This is a genomic window from Mixta theicola (assembly GCF_002895925.1).
Lineage (GTDB): Bacteria > Pseudomonadota > Gammaproteobacteria > Enterobacterales > Enterobacteriaceae > Mixta > Mixta theicola.
Genome location: NZ_NWUO01000009.1, coordinates 119,965 through 136,543 on the forward strand (window position 1 = coordinate 119,965; position 16,579 = coordinate 136,543).

13 protein-coding genes and 1 pseudogene are annotated in these 16,579 nt (G+C 57.6%); 1 reads left to right on the forward strand and 13 read right to left on the reverse strand.

Annotation, left to right across the window (positions count from 1 at the left end):
* The first annotated feature begins 41 nt into the window (after positions 1-41).
* The gene (locus COO59_RS13295) at positions 42-410 is read left to right on the forward strand and encodes a YceK/YidQ family lipoprotein (protein WP_103060271.1); all 369 of its coding nucleotides are present in this window, start codon (positions 42-44) and stop codon (positions 408-410) included.
* On the opposite strand, the gene COO59_RS13300 is transcribed toward COO59_RS13295, so the two are convergent.
* From COO59_RS13300 to dnaA, 13 genes and pseudogenes are all read right to left on the reverse strand, one after another.
* Positions 391-1,653, reverse strand: coding sequence for a YidR family protein (locus COO59_RS13300; protein WP_103060272.1), 1,263 nt, complete (start codon positions 1,651-1,653; stop codon positions 391-393). The two genes, COO59_RS13295 and COO59_RS13300, sit on opposite strands and share 20 nt — an antisense overlap.
* Positions 1,654-1,716: 63 nt before the next feature.
* Positions 1,717-2,649: a 2-hydroxyacid dehydrogenase gene (locus tag COO59_RS13305; protein WP_103060273.1), complete on the reverse strand. Its 933-nt coding sequence runs from the start codon at positions 2,647-2,649 to the stop codon at positions 1,717-1,719.
* A 13-nt stretch (positions 2,650-2,662) separates the two neighbouring features.
* Positions 2,663-3,973: an MFS transporter gene (locus tag COO59_RS13310; protein WP_103060274.1), complete on the reverse strand. Its 1,311-nt coding sequence runs from the start codon at positions 3,971-3,973 to the stop codon at positions 2,663-2,665.
* A 141-nt stretch (positions 3,974-4,114) separates the two neighbouring features.
* A pseudogene (locus COO59_RS13315) lies at positions 4,115-5,451 on the reverse strand (MFS transporter).
* A gap of 133 nt (positions 5,452-5,584) precedes the next feature.
* Positions 5,585-6,733 (reverse strand): galactonate dehydratase, encoded by a 1,149-nt coding sequence (gene dgoD, locus COO59_RS13320; RefSeq protein ID WP_103060276.1) that lies wholly within the window; start codon positions 6,731-6,733, stop codon positions 5,585-5,587.
* Positions 6,730-7,347, reverse strand: coding sequence for a 2-dehydro-3-deoxy-6-phosphogalactonate aldolase (locus COO59_RS13325; protein ID WP_103060277.1), 618 nt, complete (start codon positions 7,345-7,347; stop codon positions 6,730-6,732). The genes dgoD and COO59_RS13325 overlap by 4 nt, the downstream gene beginning before the upstream one ends.
* Positions 7,331-8,215: a 2-dehydro-3-deoxygalactonokinase gene (locus tag COO59_RS13330; protein WP_103060278.1), complete on the reverse strand. Its 885-nt coding sequence runs from the start codon at positions 8,213-8,215 to the stop codon at positions 7,331-7,333. Before COO59_RS13330 ends, COO59_RS13325 begins: the two co-directional genes overlap by 17 nt.
* The gene (gene dgoR, locus COO59_RS13335; RefSeq protein WP_103060279.1) at positions 8,212-8,901 is read right to left on the reverse strand and encodes a D-galactonate utilization transcriptional regulator DgoR; all 690 of its coding nucleotides are present in this window, start codon (positions 8,899-8,901) and stop codon (positions 8,212-8,214) included. Before dgoR ends, COO59_RS13330 begins: the two co-directional genes overlap by 4 nt.
* A gap of 301 nt (positions 8,902-9,202) precedes the next feature.
* A complete protein-coding gene (gene yidA, locus COO59_RS13340; RefSeq protein WP_103060280.1) occupies positions 9,203-10,015 on the reverse strand; it encodes a sugar-phosphatase in 813 nt (270 codons plus the stop codon).
* Between the two features lie 145 nt (positions 10,016-10,160).
* Positions 10,161-12,569 (reverse strand): DNA topoisomerase (ATP-hydrolyzing) subunit B, encoded by a 2,409-nt coding sequence (gene gyrB, locus COO59_RS13345; protein WP_103060281.1) that lies wholly within the window; start codon positions 12,567-12,569, stop codon positions 10,161-10,163.
* Positions 12,570-12,586: 17 nt separating this feature from the next.
* Positions 12,587-13,672 (reverse strand): DNA replication/repair protein RecF, encoded by a 1,086-nt coding sequence (gene recF, locus COO59_RS13350; protein ID WP_103060282.1) that lies wholly within the window; start codon positions 13,670-13,672, stop codon positions 12,587-12,589.
* Between the two features lie 255 nt (positions 13,673-13,927).
* Positions 13,928-15,028 (reverse strand): DNA polymerase III subunit beta, encoded by a 1,101-nt coding sequence (dnaN, locus tag COO59_RS13355; RefSeq protein WP_103060283.1) that lies wholly within the window; start codon positions 15,026-15,028, stop codon positions 13,928-13,930.
* 4 nt (positions 15,029-15,032) lie between these two features.
* Positions 15,033-16,433: a chromosomal replication initiator protein DnaA gene (gene dnaA, locus COO59_RS13360; protein WP_205960868.1), complete on the reverse strand. Its 1,401-nt coding sequence runs from the start codon at positions 16,431-16,433 to the stop codon at positions 15,033-15,035.
* Positions 16,434-16,579 lie beyond the last annotated feature (146 nt).

Here is a 16,579-nt window from a genome sequence, read left to right on the forward strand (position 1 = left end):
AACTCAGCCAGGCTACCGGCTATGGCTGAAGGGATAAAAAGATGAAAGCGATAAAGAAATACCGTTTAGCAGGGCTTCTGGCCTGCAGTGCATTGGCCGGTACTTCCGGCTGCTCCAGCATGATGTCACATACCGGCGCCAGTCAGGGTTATTATCCCGGCACCCGCGCCAGCGCGGAAATATTAACCGACGATCAAAGCAGCTGGGCGCTGAAGCCGCTGGCGCTGGTCGATCTTCCTTTCTCCGCCGTACTGGATACCGTCCTGCTGCCCTGGGACTATATGCGTGCTGGCGACAGCCAATCTATCGATTCGCCGCGCGCACGCGTCATAGAAGCGGAAAAACTGGCGCGTACCCAGGAAAACCTGGCGGAAGCCGCGCCGCTGGCGATTAACTCACCGCAACCGTAAATATCTGCCGGTAGCCGTCAAGGTCGCACATCCAGGCGACCTGACGGCCATCGGGCGAAAACACGACCGCATCGCCTGACGGCGGCGTTGCACTTCGCGGCGTAAGACGCCGTAGCTTTCCGCTTTCCCGCTCGCACAGCATCACGCTGTTATCGCAGATAAAAGCCAGCCGATCGCCATCGGGATGCCAGCTAAACGCCGACTGGATATCATGCCTGCCGTGTGTAATCTGGCGCGGTTCGCCGCCGCATGACGGAATGCCCCACAGCTGCACTACGCCTTTATCATCACGCATCAAACAGGCGATTTCACTGCCGTCCGGCGCGCTGCGCAGCCAGTGACGCGGCGCCGTCGCCAGCCCCGGATAGCGGCGCTGATGAGTAAACGTTAAGCGGCGCTGGACAACGCCGCGCGGCACCGCCGGTAAGCTGGTTTCGGTGCCTTCCAGCGGCGCATCTCCCGGCTGAGCATACTCCGTCAGGCTTTCCGGCAGATCGACAATAAACACTTCCGGCACCGTGCTGCCATCCGTTGCCCGCGTATCGCCAATAAAGGCCAGCGCCCAGCGCTGACGGCTGCCGTCCGCACGCAAATAGCCCTGCTGACCGATCCAACCCTCTTCGTAAGCGCGATTGATCTCATCGCTGCCGGGCCGGGGCGTGGAGGTGGTTTTGCTGACCAGCACGCAAAAATGGCTGCCGTCATATTCACGCGGATGCTGTTTAACGGGACAAACCGCATGCAGCGGTACGGCAACGCCTACGTTACGCAAATCCTCTTTGCTATCCCATTCGTGCATCACATGATCGTTATAGGTAAAGCTGATGCGGCTGCCGTCCGGGCTGAAAATGTGAACATGCGAGCCGCCACGCAGCGCGCCGGGCGTAAAAGGCGGCGTAATATCGCAGGCGTCGAGGTTTTCCGCCGTGCCGTTCTGAATGATAACGCCACGGCGATGATGGAAATCATAGCGCCAGCTGGCGTCCGGATGCTCCGGCCCATGAATACAAACATAGCGCGGCGGCATATCCGGGCTAACGGTAACGACGCCAACGTGGGCGCCGTCACGCGCCTGATAGAGAATTTCCGTCATCCCGCTGGTCACATTGACGCGTTCAATGGTTAAGCCGGTAAAGGAGGCGCCGGAAGGACGCACATCATAAACCAGCCACTGGCTATCGCCGGTCCAGACGTTGATGTTGGTCAGCTGATGGTTACGCGCGGCGAAAGTAAGCTGTTTCATAAATAAAAACCCTGAAGCGACGAAGTATCGCCTCAGGGTAAAAGATTCGCGCGTAAAAACCTATCAGGGAACCGGCGTAATCAGCGGCTGGCCGGTAAACCAGGCGTTGACGTTTTCCAACACCAGCCGTGACATTTCGCGGCGCGTCTCCCAGGTAGCGCTGGCCATATGCGGCGTGATGACCACGTTGTCGCGCTGCTGCAGCGCGGCGGGGACGTTCGGCTCATCGGCGAAGACGTCCAGCCCCGCGCCAGCGATAGCGCCGCGATCCAGCGCGTCGATCAGCGCAGCCTCATCCACCACGCTGCCGCGTGAGATATTGATCAGCATGCCCTGCGGCCCCAGCGCGGCGAGGATCTGCTGATTTACCTTACCCTGCGTTTTTGCGCCGCCCGGCACGCAAACCATCAGGAAATCGCTCCACTCCGCCAGCGCGCGCAGGTCATCGATATAGCGCCACGGCAGGCTGCTGTCCGGCCGACGGCCGTTCCAGGCGATATCCATATCAAACGCCTGGGCGCGGCGCGCGATGGCCTGACCGATGCGACCCATGCCGAAAATGCCGAGACGCGCGCCGGAGACCTTGCGCGTCCACTGAAAGCCGCCCTCCCGCCAGCCATCCTGCTCAATAAACTTCTGCGCGGCGACGATTTTACGCGAGGTCGCCAGCAGCAGACCGACGGCGAGATCGGCAACGTCATCCGTCAGCACGCCCGGCGTGTGGGTCACCGCCACGCCGCGATCGTGCGCCGCCGCCACGTCCACGCCGTCATAACCGACGCCGAATACCGCAATCAGTTTTAACGCAGGCAGCGAAGCGATAAATTCGCGCGTCACTACCGCTTCGCCGTTGGTGATGACGACCGTCACCTCATCGGCGATGGCGGCAAGATCGGCAAGCGACATCCGCGCCAGCTCAAGCAGGTCGTAGCGTTCACTCAGCCCGGCGGTAAGCGCATCCGGCAGGCTGGCCTGTTTCAATACTTTCTGTTTCATTTTCCTTCCTGCGTTAAGAGAGACGGGAAGCAGTACGTTCAGCCGTGCCAGGCCGCGCCGGGCGTGATACCAGCACGCCGATAACGCCGCCGAGTATCAGCGCCACCGCCACAATCAGCAGTCCATAGTGATAGCTGTTGGTCATATCTTTGATTTTTCCCAGAATCGGCGGCAGCCCCAGCCCGACGAAATTCGCCACGGTATTAATAAAGGCGATAGAGGCGGCAGCGGCGACACCCGCCAGCTTCTCGGTGGTAACCGCCCAGAAAATCGGCGTCAGGGCGAAGTTAAAGCCGACGGTCAGCACCAGCAGCAGATAGGCCACCAGTAAATTGCTGCAGTAGATGGCGATAGCGAGCGACACGCCGGAAATAATCAGCGGCAGGCCGAGATGCCAGCTGCGCTCGCTGGTGGTGTCGGAGTGACGGCCGTTAAGGTACATAAATAAACAGGCGGCGATAAAGGGCACGGCGGAGAGCAGGCTCACTACCAGGTTACTTTGCTCGCTCGCCATGCTTTTGATGATCAGCGGCAGAAACAGCGTGATACCGATAGAACCGAACGCCTGCAGAAACCAGACCAGGCTCAGCAGCAGCACAGTTTTGTTTTTTAGCGCGCTGTACCAGCCGTGGTTTTTGCCCACCTCCACGCCTGCGTTATCGCGCTCAAGCTGCGCCTTGAGCCAGCTTTTTTGCGCGCTGGAAAGCCAGGCGGCATGATCGGGCGTTTGCGGCAGGCGCCACAGCACCAGAATGCCCAGCACCAGCGCCGGCACGCCCTCAATGGCGAACAGCCAGCGCCAGCCCGCGATATCGGCAATGCCGTGCATATTCAGCAGGGAGCCGGAAAGCGGCAGGCCGATAATCGACGCCATCACCGAGCCCATATAAAAGAAGGACATCGCCCGCGCGCGGTTGCTTTTCGGGAACCAGCAGGAGATGTAGTAGATGATGCCCGGCGTAAAGCCCGCCTCCGCCATGCCAAGCAGAAAACGCATCACATAGAGCTGCGTCGGCGTCTGCACCAGCGACATCCCGGCGCTGACAATGCCCCAGGTAATCATGATGCGCGCAATCCACACGCGGGCGCCCACCTTCGTCATGATCACGTTGCTGGGGATTTCGAAAATAATGTAGGAGATATAGAACATCCCCACGCCCAGACCATACATGCTGGTGCTCAGGCCGAGATCGGCGTTCATTTGCAGCGCCGCGATGGAGATATTGGTTTTATCGAGGTTGGCAACGAAATAGCAGATGATAATAAAGGGAATAATTTTCGCGTTTAGCTGCCGTAAGGTTGTAGCGTACAGATCGGTATTCATAGCGGAACCCTCGCGATACCGTTTTATAAGCGACTGATTAACGGTTGAGTTTTATCATAATGAAGCCGTTACCGTCCGATGATGCCGGACGGTAACGCCCTGATGCGCTCCGTCGCCTGTCGATCTTTTCCCTTGCGGGACTTAGCCTACGCGCTTCACCTCTCCGACCAGCAGGATGTAAGAGAGCGCGCCGATCAGCGCCACCGCGGAGATATAGATCAGCGCCGGGCCAAAACCGTAATCCTGCGCCAGATAGCCAATCACCAACGGCACGGTGATGCCGCCAAGCCCGCCGACAAAGTTGAACACGCCGCCGGTCAGGCCGATCAGGCGCATCGGCGCCAGCGAAGAGACCAGCGACCAGGTGATGGATGCGAAGCCGTTGCCGAAGAAGGCGATAGCCATCAGCGTCACAATCCAGACCGGATCGTTGGTGTAGTTCGCGCCCATGATGCAGGTAGAGATCAGCAACCCGCAGATAATCGGCGTTTTACGCGCCACGCCGAGTGAATGCCCTTTACGCACCAGACGATCCGCCACCCAGCCGGAGAGCAGCACGCCAACGAAGGCAGCGAGAAACGGCACGGTGGTCATAAAGCCCGCCTTGAGCGCGGTGATGCCCTTCTCCTGCGTCAGGTAGTTCGGGAACCAGGTGAGGAAGAACCAGAGCGTGGAGGTCACGGCAAACTGGCCGAGATAAACGCCGATCAGCTTGCGGTGGAAAACCAGCTTCCAGTCGGCGCGGGAGAGCGGCTGGCGCTCAACCTTCGTCGTCGGCGCATCGCCGTCCACCAGCCCGCCGCCGTCGCGAATATAGTCCAGCTCCGTCTTGCTGAGGCTTTTGGTCAGGCGCGGCGGCTGATAGACCTTAAACCAGACCAGCGACCAGATAATGCCGATGCCGCCGGTGATGATAAATACCCAGTGCCAGCTTAATACTTCCTGGATCCAGATAAGCAGCGGCGTGAGGAACGCCAGCCCGACGAACTGCCCGGACGTGTAGAAACCTACCGCCGAGGCACGCTCCCGCTCCGGGAACCAGCTGGTTACCATGCGGTTGTTGGTGGGAAACGCCGGCGCCTCGAAAACGCCGGTGATGGCGCGCAGGCCGATCAGCGATATTAATCCGCTGGCGAAGCCCTGGAATAGCGTGGCGACCGACCAGCCGAAAATGGCGATGAAATAGGTCAGACGCGAACCCACCCGATCGAGGAACCAGCCGCCCGGAATCTGGCAAAGCGTATAAAGCCAGGCGAAGGCGGAAAAGACGTAGCCCATTTCCGCTTTGCTGATGCCGAACTCTTGCTGAATATGAGCCGAGGCCACCGCCAGATTAGCGCGGTCCACGTAGCAGATGACGACAGTAATAAAGATCATTAGCAGCGTCAGGTAGCGGCGACGCCCGGTTTTTACCGCAGTTACAGGTATATCCATGATAATCTGTCTCCAGATTTGGGCATGGCGAGGCCACTCACCATGCCCTGTAGATTACAGAGGGTGTTCGGATAACGAATTTTTTATTTATTAAGCTCAGGTGCTTAAATTATTCACGTAGCGCTAAAGCGACGAGTTAATTCAGCCCTTGCCTTTATATCGCTAAATATTACGCGTTTACCATTCGGCGACGGAGCCGTCATGATGACGCCATAACGGATTACGCCAGTCGGCGTTATTTTGGCTGCGCGCGATCACCTGCTCCTCGTCAATTTCCACGCCCAGACCCGGCTTCATTAACGGCAGGAAATAGCCGCCTTCCATTTTGAAGTCCTCTTTGTTTTTCACAAAGTCGAGCAGCTCGGCGCCTTGGTTATAGTGAATGCCCATGCTCTGTTCCTGGAAAACGGCGTTGCGTGAGACGAAATCGACGTGCAAACAGGCCGCCAGCGCAATCGGCCCCAACGGGCAGTGCGGCGCAAGGCCGACGTCGTACGCTTCCGCCATCGCGGCGATTTTGTAGCATTCGGTGATGCCGCCTGCATGTGACAGATCCGGCTGCAGAATGGCCAGGCCGCCCGCCTCCAGCACGCGCTTAAACTCAAAGCGCGAGAACATGCGCTCGCCCGCGGCGATAGGAATAGAGGTTTGCGCCGCAAGCCGCGGATAATATTCCGCCTGCTCCGCCAGCACCGGCTCCTCAATAAATAATGGGCGATAGGGTTCCAGCTCTTTAATTAATATTTTCGCCATCGGCGCGCTGACGCGACCGTGAAAATCGAGACCGAATTCAATATTCATACCGAACGCTTCACGGATCTGCGCCACGGTATTGACTGCCGCATCCACTTTGCGCGCGTTATCAATTACGCCCAGCTCTTCGCAGCCGTTTAATTTAAAAGTATCGAAGCCAATCTCGCGCAGCGTCTGAATACCGTTAATGACTTCCGCAGGGCGATCGCCGCCGACCCAGCTATAGGCTTTGATTTTGTCGCGCACCAGGCCGCCCATTAACTGCCAGACCGGCGCGTTTAACACTTTCCCTTTAATATCCCACAGCGCCTGATCGATACCGGCGATGGCGCTCATCAATATCGGGCCGCCGCGATAAAAGCCGCCGCGATACATCACCTGCCAGAGATCGTTGATGCGTGACGGATCCTGGCCAATCAGGTATTCGCCTAATTCATGCACCGCTGCCTCAACCGTGCTGGCGCGTCCTTCAATCACCGGCTCGCCCCAGCCGACAATGCCTTCATCGGTTTCAATCTTAAGAAACATCCAGCGGGGAGGTAAACGCCAGGTGGTGAGTTTAGTTATCTTCATTGCACAGCCTCTCGATACGCTTTAACGAATGCTTTAGCCTGCTCAACGGTGCGGCTCAACGGCTGCCCCGCGCGGTATAAATCGCTGCCCAGCCCGGCGCCGATGCAGCCCGCCTTCAGCCACAGCGCCAGATTTTCCGGCGTCACGCCGCCTACGGCAAAGAGCGGAATTTCTGGCGGCAGCACGGCTTTCAGCGCCTTGATGTAATCGGGTCCAAAGGCGGAGGAAGGGAAGATTTTCAGCGCCTGCGCGCCCGCCTCAATGGCGTTGAACGCCTCGGTCGCCGTGGCACAGCCGGGGCAGACGCTCATGCCGTAATCCACCGCGCGGCGGATCAGCGCCGGCTGAATATTCGGCGTGACGATAAGTTTGCAGTCCATCTCCGCCAGCTCATCGACCTGCTCCGGTTTAAGCACGGTGCCCGCGCCAATCAGCGCCTGCTCGCCAAACGCCTTCACCATGGCGGGGATGCTGGTGCGCCATTCCGGCGAGTTGAGCGGAATTTCCACCGCTTCAAACCCGGCCGCAATGACCGCCCCGACGTGATCGTGCGCCTCTGCCGGCGTGATGCCGCGCAAGATGGCGATAAGCGGAAGTTTATTCTGCCACTGCATGAACGATGCTCCTTATACCTGCCTGAAATGCGGTATCGCCTTCCAGCACCTGCGCGCTGATATTCAACGCGCTGAGCGCCTGCCGGTAACGTTCGGCGAGCGCCTGGCCAGCGACGATGGTGATAGGTTGCTGGGTATCCGGCCGCCACTGGCGAACCATACTGGCTACCTCGTTGCCAATCAGCAGCCCGGAGAGAAATTCGCTGACCTGCTCGCGCGGCAGCTCGCCCAGTACGTGGGCGGCGCGCACTTCAAACAGGCGGGCCAGCGGTGCATCGGTTTCCAGCCCCTGCGCCAGCCCGGCGCGGAAGGCCTCGGTGCTCGCCTGCTGGGCGGGCAGCCCGGCGCCGACCAGCGAATGCGTCAGCAACAGATGATGCAGCTCGCCGGTCATGACCGTGCGGAAGTCGGTGACCTGCTCGCTATCGGCGCGCACCCATTTGCAGTGGGTGCCGGGCATGATATAGAGCGGCGCGGGCTGTAACGCCCGCGCGCCGAGCAGCTGCGTCTCTTCGCCGCGCATCACGTTGCGGTTGTTTTCCTGCCGTACGCAGAGGCCGGGAATGATAAAAACGTTCGGCGCCGCCGTGGTGAGCTGCTGACCAAAATCGCTGAAGCGAGCCGGACAGGGCAAATAGGGGGCGACTTTCCAGCCAGCGTTGCTGCCGACCATGCCGGCCATCATTACCGGCGTGGCGTCGTCGCGCCAGCCCTGGGTAACCTCCGCTAACACCGCTTCGGGGGATCTGCCGTTAAGACGGGTGACGCCCGCCTCGGATTTTCTGCTCTCCTGACAGTCGCCGTTCTGAAAAAGCCAGGCGCGCAGGTTGGTCGAACCCCAGTCGATAGCGATGTAGCGTGAAGTCATGTGATTTCCTTGAGTCTCCGGGTGGAGCTGGCGATCATGGTGAGCGCCGCCTGTTCCGCCGCCTGGCTGTCCTGATGCCGAATCGCATCGTACAGCGCCTTATGTTCCCGCAGGGTTTTCGGCATGTTGGCCTCATCGCCCATCCAGGTTCGTTCAAACACCGCGCGCTGCAGAGAACTGATAGCTATACTCAGCTGCTGCAGCAGCGGATTATGCACCGATGCCAGCACCGCTTCGTGATAGCGGATATCCGCTTCGTTGAACGCTTCGCGGTTCTGGTTGTTGGCAATCATGTCGTTAAGCGCCAGTTCAATCTGCGCAAGGTCGCTGGAGGTTGCGCGCTCCGCCGCCCAGCGGGCAATGGCGGGCTCCACCAGATTGCGCACCTCGCTCATGGCGGCGATCAGTCGTGGGTCATAGTCATGCTCCAGCACCCACTGCAGCACCTCCGTGTCCAGGTAGTTCCACTGGTTACGCGGCGCAACAAACGCTCCACGGTAACGCTTCATCTCAATCAGCCGTTTCGCCATCAGCGAGCGGAAGACTTCGCGGATAATGTTGCGCGAGGTGGCAAACTCTTCGCATAGCTCAGCCTCTGCTGGCAGCGCCGCGCCCGGAACATACTTGCCGCTGACAATCTGGCGGCCCAGCGTAACGATGATGCGATCGGTTTTCGTGAGGGTCATGGTTCGTCCTTATCCAAAGGGGTAATGCCCTCTACTTTACCGCGGCTGTTGTTTTTCGCCTCTGTTTTGCAGTACAAACGTGACGCCTGATGCCATATCAACAGGGCCTAATGTAGTACAATCAATACATGTTGTACTACAATCCTGATCACAAAAACGACAATAAAAAAGCGCAGGCGAAATCGGGATGACGCGTATCAGACGGGAAGCGTAAAAGGAGAAGCGGCGGGATTCATCAAAACAAAGGGGCCATCAGCGTTCAGGCTGATGGCCCCTTTGCGTACGGATTTGCTAAGCGAGCTTAACGCAGTACGAATTTCTCAATGGCATACGCCACGCCATCTTCCGCGTTGGTTTTGGTGACGAACTGGCTGACGGCGATAACGGAATCGATCGCGTTGCCCATCGCCACGCCGGTGCCCGCATATTCAATCATCGCCAGATCGTTTTCCTGATCGCCGATAGCCATGATTTCATCCTGCGCCAGATGCAGCAGCTGCGCCAGCGCATGCACGCCGGTGCCTTTATTGACCTTTTTATTAAGAATTTCAAGATAGAAAGGCGCGCTTTTCATCAGGGTGTAATTCTGCCGCGCCTCCTGCGGCAGACGGGCGATGGCCGCATCCAGCAGTTCCGAGTTATCAATCATCATCAGTTTCGGGAAGGTGAGCGAGCGATCCATCTCTTCCACCGCGCGATAGCGCACCGGAATGCCGGTCAGAGAGGCTTCATGGATGGTGTATTCACTGATGTCCTTGTTCGGGGTATACAGCGAGGATTTATCCAGCGCCTGAAAATGAACGCCCAGTTCACGCGCCAGCTGTTCAAACTTCAGATAATCATCAAACGAGAGCGTGGTTTCCGCTACGCAGTCGCCGTTTACCGCCCGTTGAACCAGCGCGCCGTTGTTGGTAATGCAGTATTGGCCTTCCTGCTGCAGATCCAGCTCCATCAGATAGCGTTCCACACCGATATAAGGACGTCCGGTCGTCAGCACGATATGCACGCCTTTGTCACGCGCCTGGCCGATAGCCTGTTTTACGCGCGACGTAATTTGGTGTTGGGGATTAAGCAGCGTGCCGTCCATATCAATTGCAATCAATTTTATCGCCATAACGTCCTCGTTAGTTTTCGGTTTGCTGTCATGCTAACGCGATCCAGCTCACAATGGCCAGTATGACGCAAACTCGCGGCGCGCCAGATAAAAAAAACGCCAGTCACAAGGACTGGCGTCAGGCTGCGGTTAAATCCTAAAGCGCTTAAATATCGATATTGGCCGCTTTCAGGGCGTTCTCTTCGATAAAGGCGCGGCGTGGTTCTACCGCATCGCCCATCAGCGTGGTAAACAGCTGATCGGCAGCAATCGCATCTTTAATCGTTACGCGCAGCATACGGCGGCTATCCGGATCCATAGTGGTTTCCCACAGCTGCTCCGGGTTCATCTCGCCCAGACCTTTATAACGCTGTACCGACAGGCCGCGACGCGACTCTTTCACCAGCCACTCCAGCGCCTGCTCGAAGCTTTCTATCGGCTGACGGCGTTCGCCGCGTTCGATATAAGCATCTTCTTCCAGCAGACCGCGCAGCTTAGCGCCCAGCGTACAGATTTTGCGATATTCCGGCCCCTGAATAAATTCGCTATCCAGCAGATAGTCGGTATCCACGCCGTGCGTACGTACGCGCAGTACCGGCTCAAAAATATTCAGCTCACGATTTTCACGCACGCTGGCAACGTAGGTACTGCCGTGGGTCTCTTTTTCATTCAGCAAGGTAACCAGCGTATCGATCCAGTCGGTGACCGTCTGTTGGTTATCCAGGCTTTCCAGCGTCGGATGGTAAACCAGCGCTTTAAGCAGGGCCATCGGGAAGCGACGTTCCATACGCTTGATCATGCGCTGCGTGCTGTTGTACTCGGAAACCAGGCTTTCCAACGGTTCGCCGCCCAGAGCCGGCGCGGCTCCGTTGGTGTGCAGCGTTGCGCCATCCAGCGCAATGGCGATCTGATACTGATCCATCGCCTCATCATCTTTGATGTACTGCTCCTGCTTGCCTTTTTTCACCTTGTACAGCGGCGGCTGCGCAATATAAACGTGGCCGCGCTCGATGATTTCCGGCATCTGACGATAGAAGAAGGTCAACAGCAGGGTACGAATGTGCGAGCCGTCGACGTCCGCATCGGTCATGATAATGATGCTGTGATAGCGCAGCTTGTCCGGGTTGTATTCGTCACGGCCGATGCCGCAGCCCAGCGCGGTGATCAGCGTCGCCACTTCCTGCGAGGCGAGCATCTTATCGAAGCGCGCTTTCTCTACGTTCAGGATTTTACCTTTCAGCGGCAGGATGGCCTGGTTCTTACGGTTACGTCCCTGCTTGGCTGAACCCCCTGCGGAGTCACCCTCCACCAGGTAAATTTCAGAGTGCGCCGGATCGCGCTCCTGACAGTCGGCCAGCTTGCCCGGCAGCCCGGCCAGGTCCAGCGCGCCTTTACGGCGGGTCATTTCACGCGCACGGCGCGCTGCTTCACGCGCACGCGCCGCATCGATAATTTTGCCCACCACGATTTTCGCATCGGACGGGTTTTCCAGCAGGTATTCGGCCAGCAGTTCGTTCATCTGCGATTCAACCGCCGACTTCACCTCGGAAGAGACCAGCTTATCTTTGGTCTGTGAGGAGAACTTCGGATCCGGCACCTTCACGGAAACCACCGCGATTAGCCCTTCACGCGCATCGTCGCCGGTGGCGCTGACTTTCGCTTTTTTGCTGTAGCCTTCTTTATCCATATAGGCGTTCAGCGTACGCGTCATCGCCGCGCGGAAGCCCGCCAGGTGCGTACCGCCGTCGCGCTGCGGAATATTGTTAGTGAAACAGTAAATGTTTTCCTGGAAACCATCGTTCCACTGCAGCGCCACTTCCACGCCGATGCCATCCTTCTCGGTAGAGAAGTAGAAAACGTTCGGATGGATCGGGGTTTTATTTTTGTTCAGGTATTCAACGAACGCCTTGATGCCGCCTTCGTAATGATAGTGATCGCTTTTATCCGTGCGTTTGTCTTCCAGGCGGATAGAAACGCCGGAGTTCAGGAACGACAGCTCGCGCAGGCGCTTGGCCAGGATTTCATATTCGAAATCGACCACGTTGGTAAACGTCCGATGGCTTGGCCAGAAACGCACGCGCGTCCCGGTCAGATCGGTTTCGCCCGTAACCGCCAGCGGCGCCTGCGGCACGCCGTGAACATAGGTCTGCTGATGCACTTTGCCTTCACGACGGATGGTCAGCTCCAGCTTTTCAGAAAGTGCGTTAACCACCGAGACGCCTACGCCGTGCAGGCCGCCGGAAACTTTATAGGAGTTGTCATCGAACTTACCGCCGGCGTGCAGTACGGTCATGATCACTTCCGCCGCCGAAACGCCTTCTTCCGGGTGGATGCCGGTAGGAATGCCACGGCCATCATCCTGCACCGATACGGAATTGTCCGCATGAATGGTAACCAGGATCTCTTTACAGTGGCCGGCGAGCGCTTCGTCGATGGCGTTATCCACGACCTCGAATACCATGTGATGCAGACCGGTGCCGTCATCCGTATCGCCGATATACATTCCCGGGCGTTTGCGTACCGCATCAAGCCCTTTCAGGACTTTGATACTTGAGGAGTCATAAGAATTCGACATCAACGTTTCTCGCTCATTTAATCTTCAGGTTGAACCGCTATTTTACCCTGTTCTACGCGGAACATCTTGCCCTTTTCGTCAGTCATATCGATGACATGATCGGCACCGATAGCACTGACAAAAACCTGGGCATGCGTGGCTTTAAGCCGGTCCGCCAGCAGGCGGCGACGGCTCTCATCCAGCTCGGAGGCAAAATCATCGATCAGGTAGAGGCAGCGGCGTCCGCTTTGCCGGGTAAGAAATTCACCCTGGGCCAGACGCAGCGCGCACATCAGTAATTTCAGCTGTCCGCGAGACAGTAAATCTTCAACCGGTGTCCCATCGGCGCGAATACGAAAATCAGCCTTATGGGGACCGCTGGCGGTATAGGTCAGCGCCCGGTCGCGCTCAAACTGCCGCTCCAGCAGTTCGGCGTAGTCGCTCTCTTTATCCCAGCCGCGCTGAAAAGAAAAATCCAGCGCAAACTCCGGTAAAAACTGGCTGCAGGTGGCGGTAATATCCGCCGCTATCGCTGCGCTGTATTCTGCGCGCCAGCGGCTAATTTGTTCCGCCAGCGGCGCCAGCTCGCGATCCCAGGGTTCAATTTGCTGGTAACGCGATACCTGACGCAGCGCGGCGTTGCGCTGCTTCAGCAGACGCTTCAGGTTGCTCCACGCCAGAAAAAAACCGGGCGTGTTGTGAAAGCAGCCCCAGTCAACGTAGGCGCGTCGGTATTTCGGCCCGCCGTTCAGCAGCGTAAAGCCTTCCGGCGTAATCAGCTGCATCGGCAGCAGCTGCGCCAGTTCGGCGACCTTATGGCCATCGCTGCCGTCAATACGCACCTTGCTGTCGCCGGCACGGTTTTTCGTCAGGCCCACCGCCGTTTCCCGCCCGGCTCCGTCAATCCGGCCATGCAGAATAAACGCGTCCTGTTCATGACGGATAACGCGGCCCGCCTGCAGGCTGCGAAATGCGCGCCCGTGGCCCAGCGTGTAAATGGCCTCCAGCACGCTGGTTTTACCGCTGCCGTTAGCGCCAATCAGAAAATTGAAGCCCGGCGCCAGCGCCAGGTCAGCTTGCTCAATATTACGGAAGTCTTTAATCAGCAGGCGGGTTAAAGCCATGAAATAATCCAAAGAGATGGAGTGACAGCAGGCGCCTTATCTCAAGGCTGCCTTTGCTTATCGCAGCTTATCGCACGGGCAATAAGCAAAGGCTTACTTGTCATCACAATATGGGGATGAACCGGCAATTTACAAGGGCTGAACCCGCGTCAGCTGCGGCAAAAACGCCATCAGAGCGAATCATTCCAGCCGACCTTTTGCTGTGCCTGAACGGAGCCTGGCCGCTGGAGAATGTGCTCCAGCGCACCGGGTTAACTAGAGACGCATCGGCATCACGACGTAAGCGGCGCTCTGGCTGGCTTCATCCTCAATCTGTACGCTGGAGACGGAATCCGTCAGCAGCAGGCGCACATTTTCGCATTTCAACGCGTTCAGCACATCCAGCACATAGCTGACGTTAAAGCCGATTTCCAGATCGCTGCCGCCGTAGGTGACATCAAGGATCTCTTCCGCTTCTTCCTGCTCCGGGTTGTTCGCCGTGATTTTCAGCTGGTTCTGGCTGATATAAAGACGCACGCCGCGGAATTTTTCATTGGATAAGATAGCGGCGCGCGCAAACGCCTGCTTCAGCAGATCGCAGCCCGCTTCCAGCGTTTTGTCCGGGTTTTTCGGCAGCACGCGACGATAGTCCGGGAAACGGCCATCCACCAGCTTGGAGGTAAAGATAAAGTCGCCGACGTGCGCACGGATATTGCTGCTGCCGATCTGGATTTGCAGCGGAGTATCGCCGCCGTCCAGCAGGCGTACCAGCTCGGAAACCCCTTTACGCGGTACGATCACCGAATGATTCGGCAGCGACTGGCCGACCGGCATGGAGCACACCGCCAGACGGTGGCCATCGGTGGCAACGGTACGCAGCTCTTCCCCTTCGGTTTCAAACAGCATGCCGTTAAGGTAGTAACGCACATCCTGATGCGCCATTGAGAACTGCGTCGCCTCAATCAGACGTTTCAGCGTCGCCTGCGGCAGCGTAAATTCAACTTCGCTCTGCCAGTCATCAAGGTTGGGGAAATCGCTGGCGGGCAGGGTGGAAAGCGAAAAGCGGCTGCGCCCTGAGCGCACCAGCATTCTGTCGCCCTCCAGCACCACGCTGATTTCCGCGCCTTCCGGCAGGCCACGGCAAATATCTAAAAACTTACGCGCCGGTACGGTGGTCGCGCCCGGCTCGTGCGGCTGCGTTAAAGCTACGCGCGCCACCATTTCCATTTCTAAATCAGTACCGGTCAGCAACAGGCTGCCATCATTCACCTGCAGCAGCAGGTTGCCAAGGATGGGCAGCGTCGGACGGCCGCCTAACGGGCCGCTTACCTGCTGTAGCGGTTTAAGTAATTGCTCACGTTCTACAATAAATTTCATAGCGTCAGGAAGATAATGTTCTGATTAAATTTGAAAAATCTTCTTTAATGTCGTGACTTTCTTCACGTAGCTGCTCGATTTTACGGCAGGCATGCAGCACGGTAGTATGGTCGCGACCCCCGAAAGCATCACCGATTTCCGGCAGGCTGTGGTTTGTCAGCTCTTTTGCCATCGCCATCGCCATCTGACGCGGGCGCGCAACCGAGCGCGAACGGCGTTTAGACAGCAAATCAGCCACCTTGATTTTGTAATATTCCGCCACCGTTTTTTGAATATTATCGATGGTGACCAGCTTTTCCTGCAGCGCCAGCAGATCGCGCAGCGCTTCGCGCACAAAGTCGATGGTAATGGCGCGGCCGGTAAAGTTGGCGTTGGCAATCACGCGGTTCAGCGCCCCTTCCAGCTCACGCACGTTAGAGCGCAGGCGCTTGGCAATAAAGAAGGCGACTTCGCCCGGCAGGCGAATATCGTTTTCGTCCGCTTTTTTCATCAGAATCGCCACGCGCGTTTCCAGCTCCGGCGGCTCGATGGCTACCGTCAGCCCCCAGCCAAAGCGTGATTTCAGGCGATCTTCCACGCCGTTGATCTCTTTAGGATAGCGGTCTGAGGTTAAAATAATTTGCTGATTGCCTTCCAGCAGCGCGTTGAAGGTATGAAAAAACTCTTCCTGCGAGCGCTCTTTATTAGCAAAGAACTGAATATCATCGATAAGCAGCGCATCCACCGAACGGTAATAGCGTTTGAACTCTTCTATCGCGTTATTTTGCAACGCTTTTACCATGTCCTGCACAAAGCGCTCTGAATGCATGTAAACTACTTTTGCATTCGGTTTACGCGCGATAATGCCGTTGCCTACCGCGTGTAACAGGTGGGTTTTACCCAGGCCGGTGCCGCCATACAGAAACAGCGGGTTATAGGCGCCGCCGGGGTTATCGGCAACCTGACGCGCCGCCGCGCGCGCCAGCTGGTTCGATTTACCTTCGACGAAGTTATCAAAGTTATGTTTGGCGTTGACATTCGAACGCCACGAGCGCTCTGCGGGAGCGGGAACGCTATCCCAGCTGGGGCGCGCTGCCGGCGCCGTTGGCGGTATGCTTGCCATCACCGGCGCTGCCACGCTGGCGCTGGTCATGGTGGCCTGCGGCATTGTCTGCACCACCGGCTTGCTGCCCACCTCAAAACGCAGCTGCGGCGCTTCGGTGCCGCAGAAGTCATTTAGCAGGGCGTTAATATTATGGAGATATTTATCTCTTACCCAGTCGAGTACGAACCGATTCGGGGCATATAAGGCCAGCGTATTGTCGTTCAGTTCAGCCTGTAGCGGACGGATCCACATGCTGAATTCAGTGGCAGGTAGCTCATCCTGCAAACGGGCAAGACACTGTTGCCAAAGCGAAAGTGACACGGCGGACTCCACTCGAACAAAATCGATAAGAAAATAGGCGCTGAAACAGATCAATCATCATTGTTGACGCATGCCAGTGACAGACATACGAACCGCTGTCCGCGGTTGCTCCGATCCCGATCGCAGAGAGGATCGTTAGCGGAAGG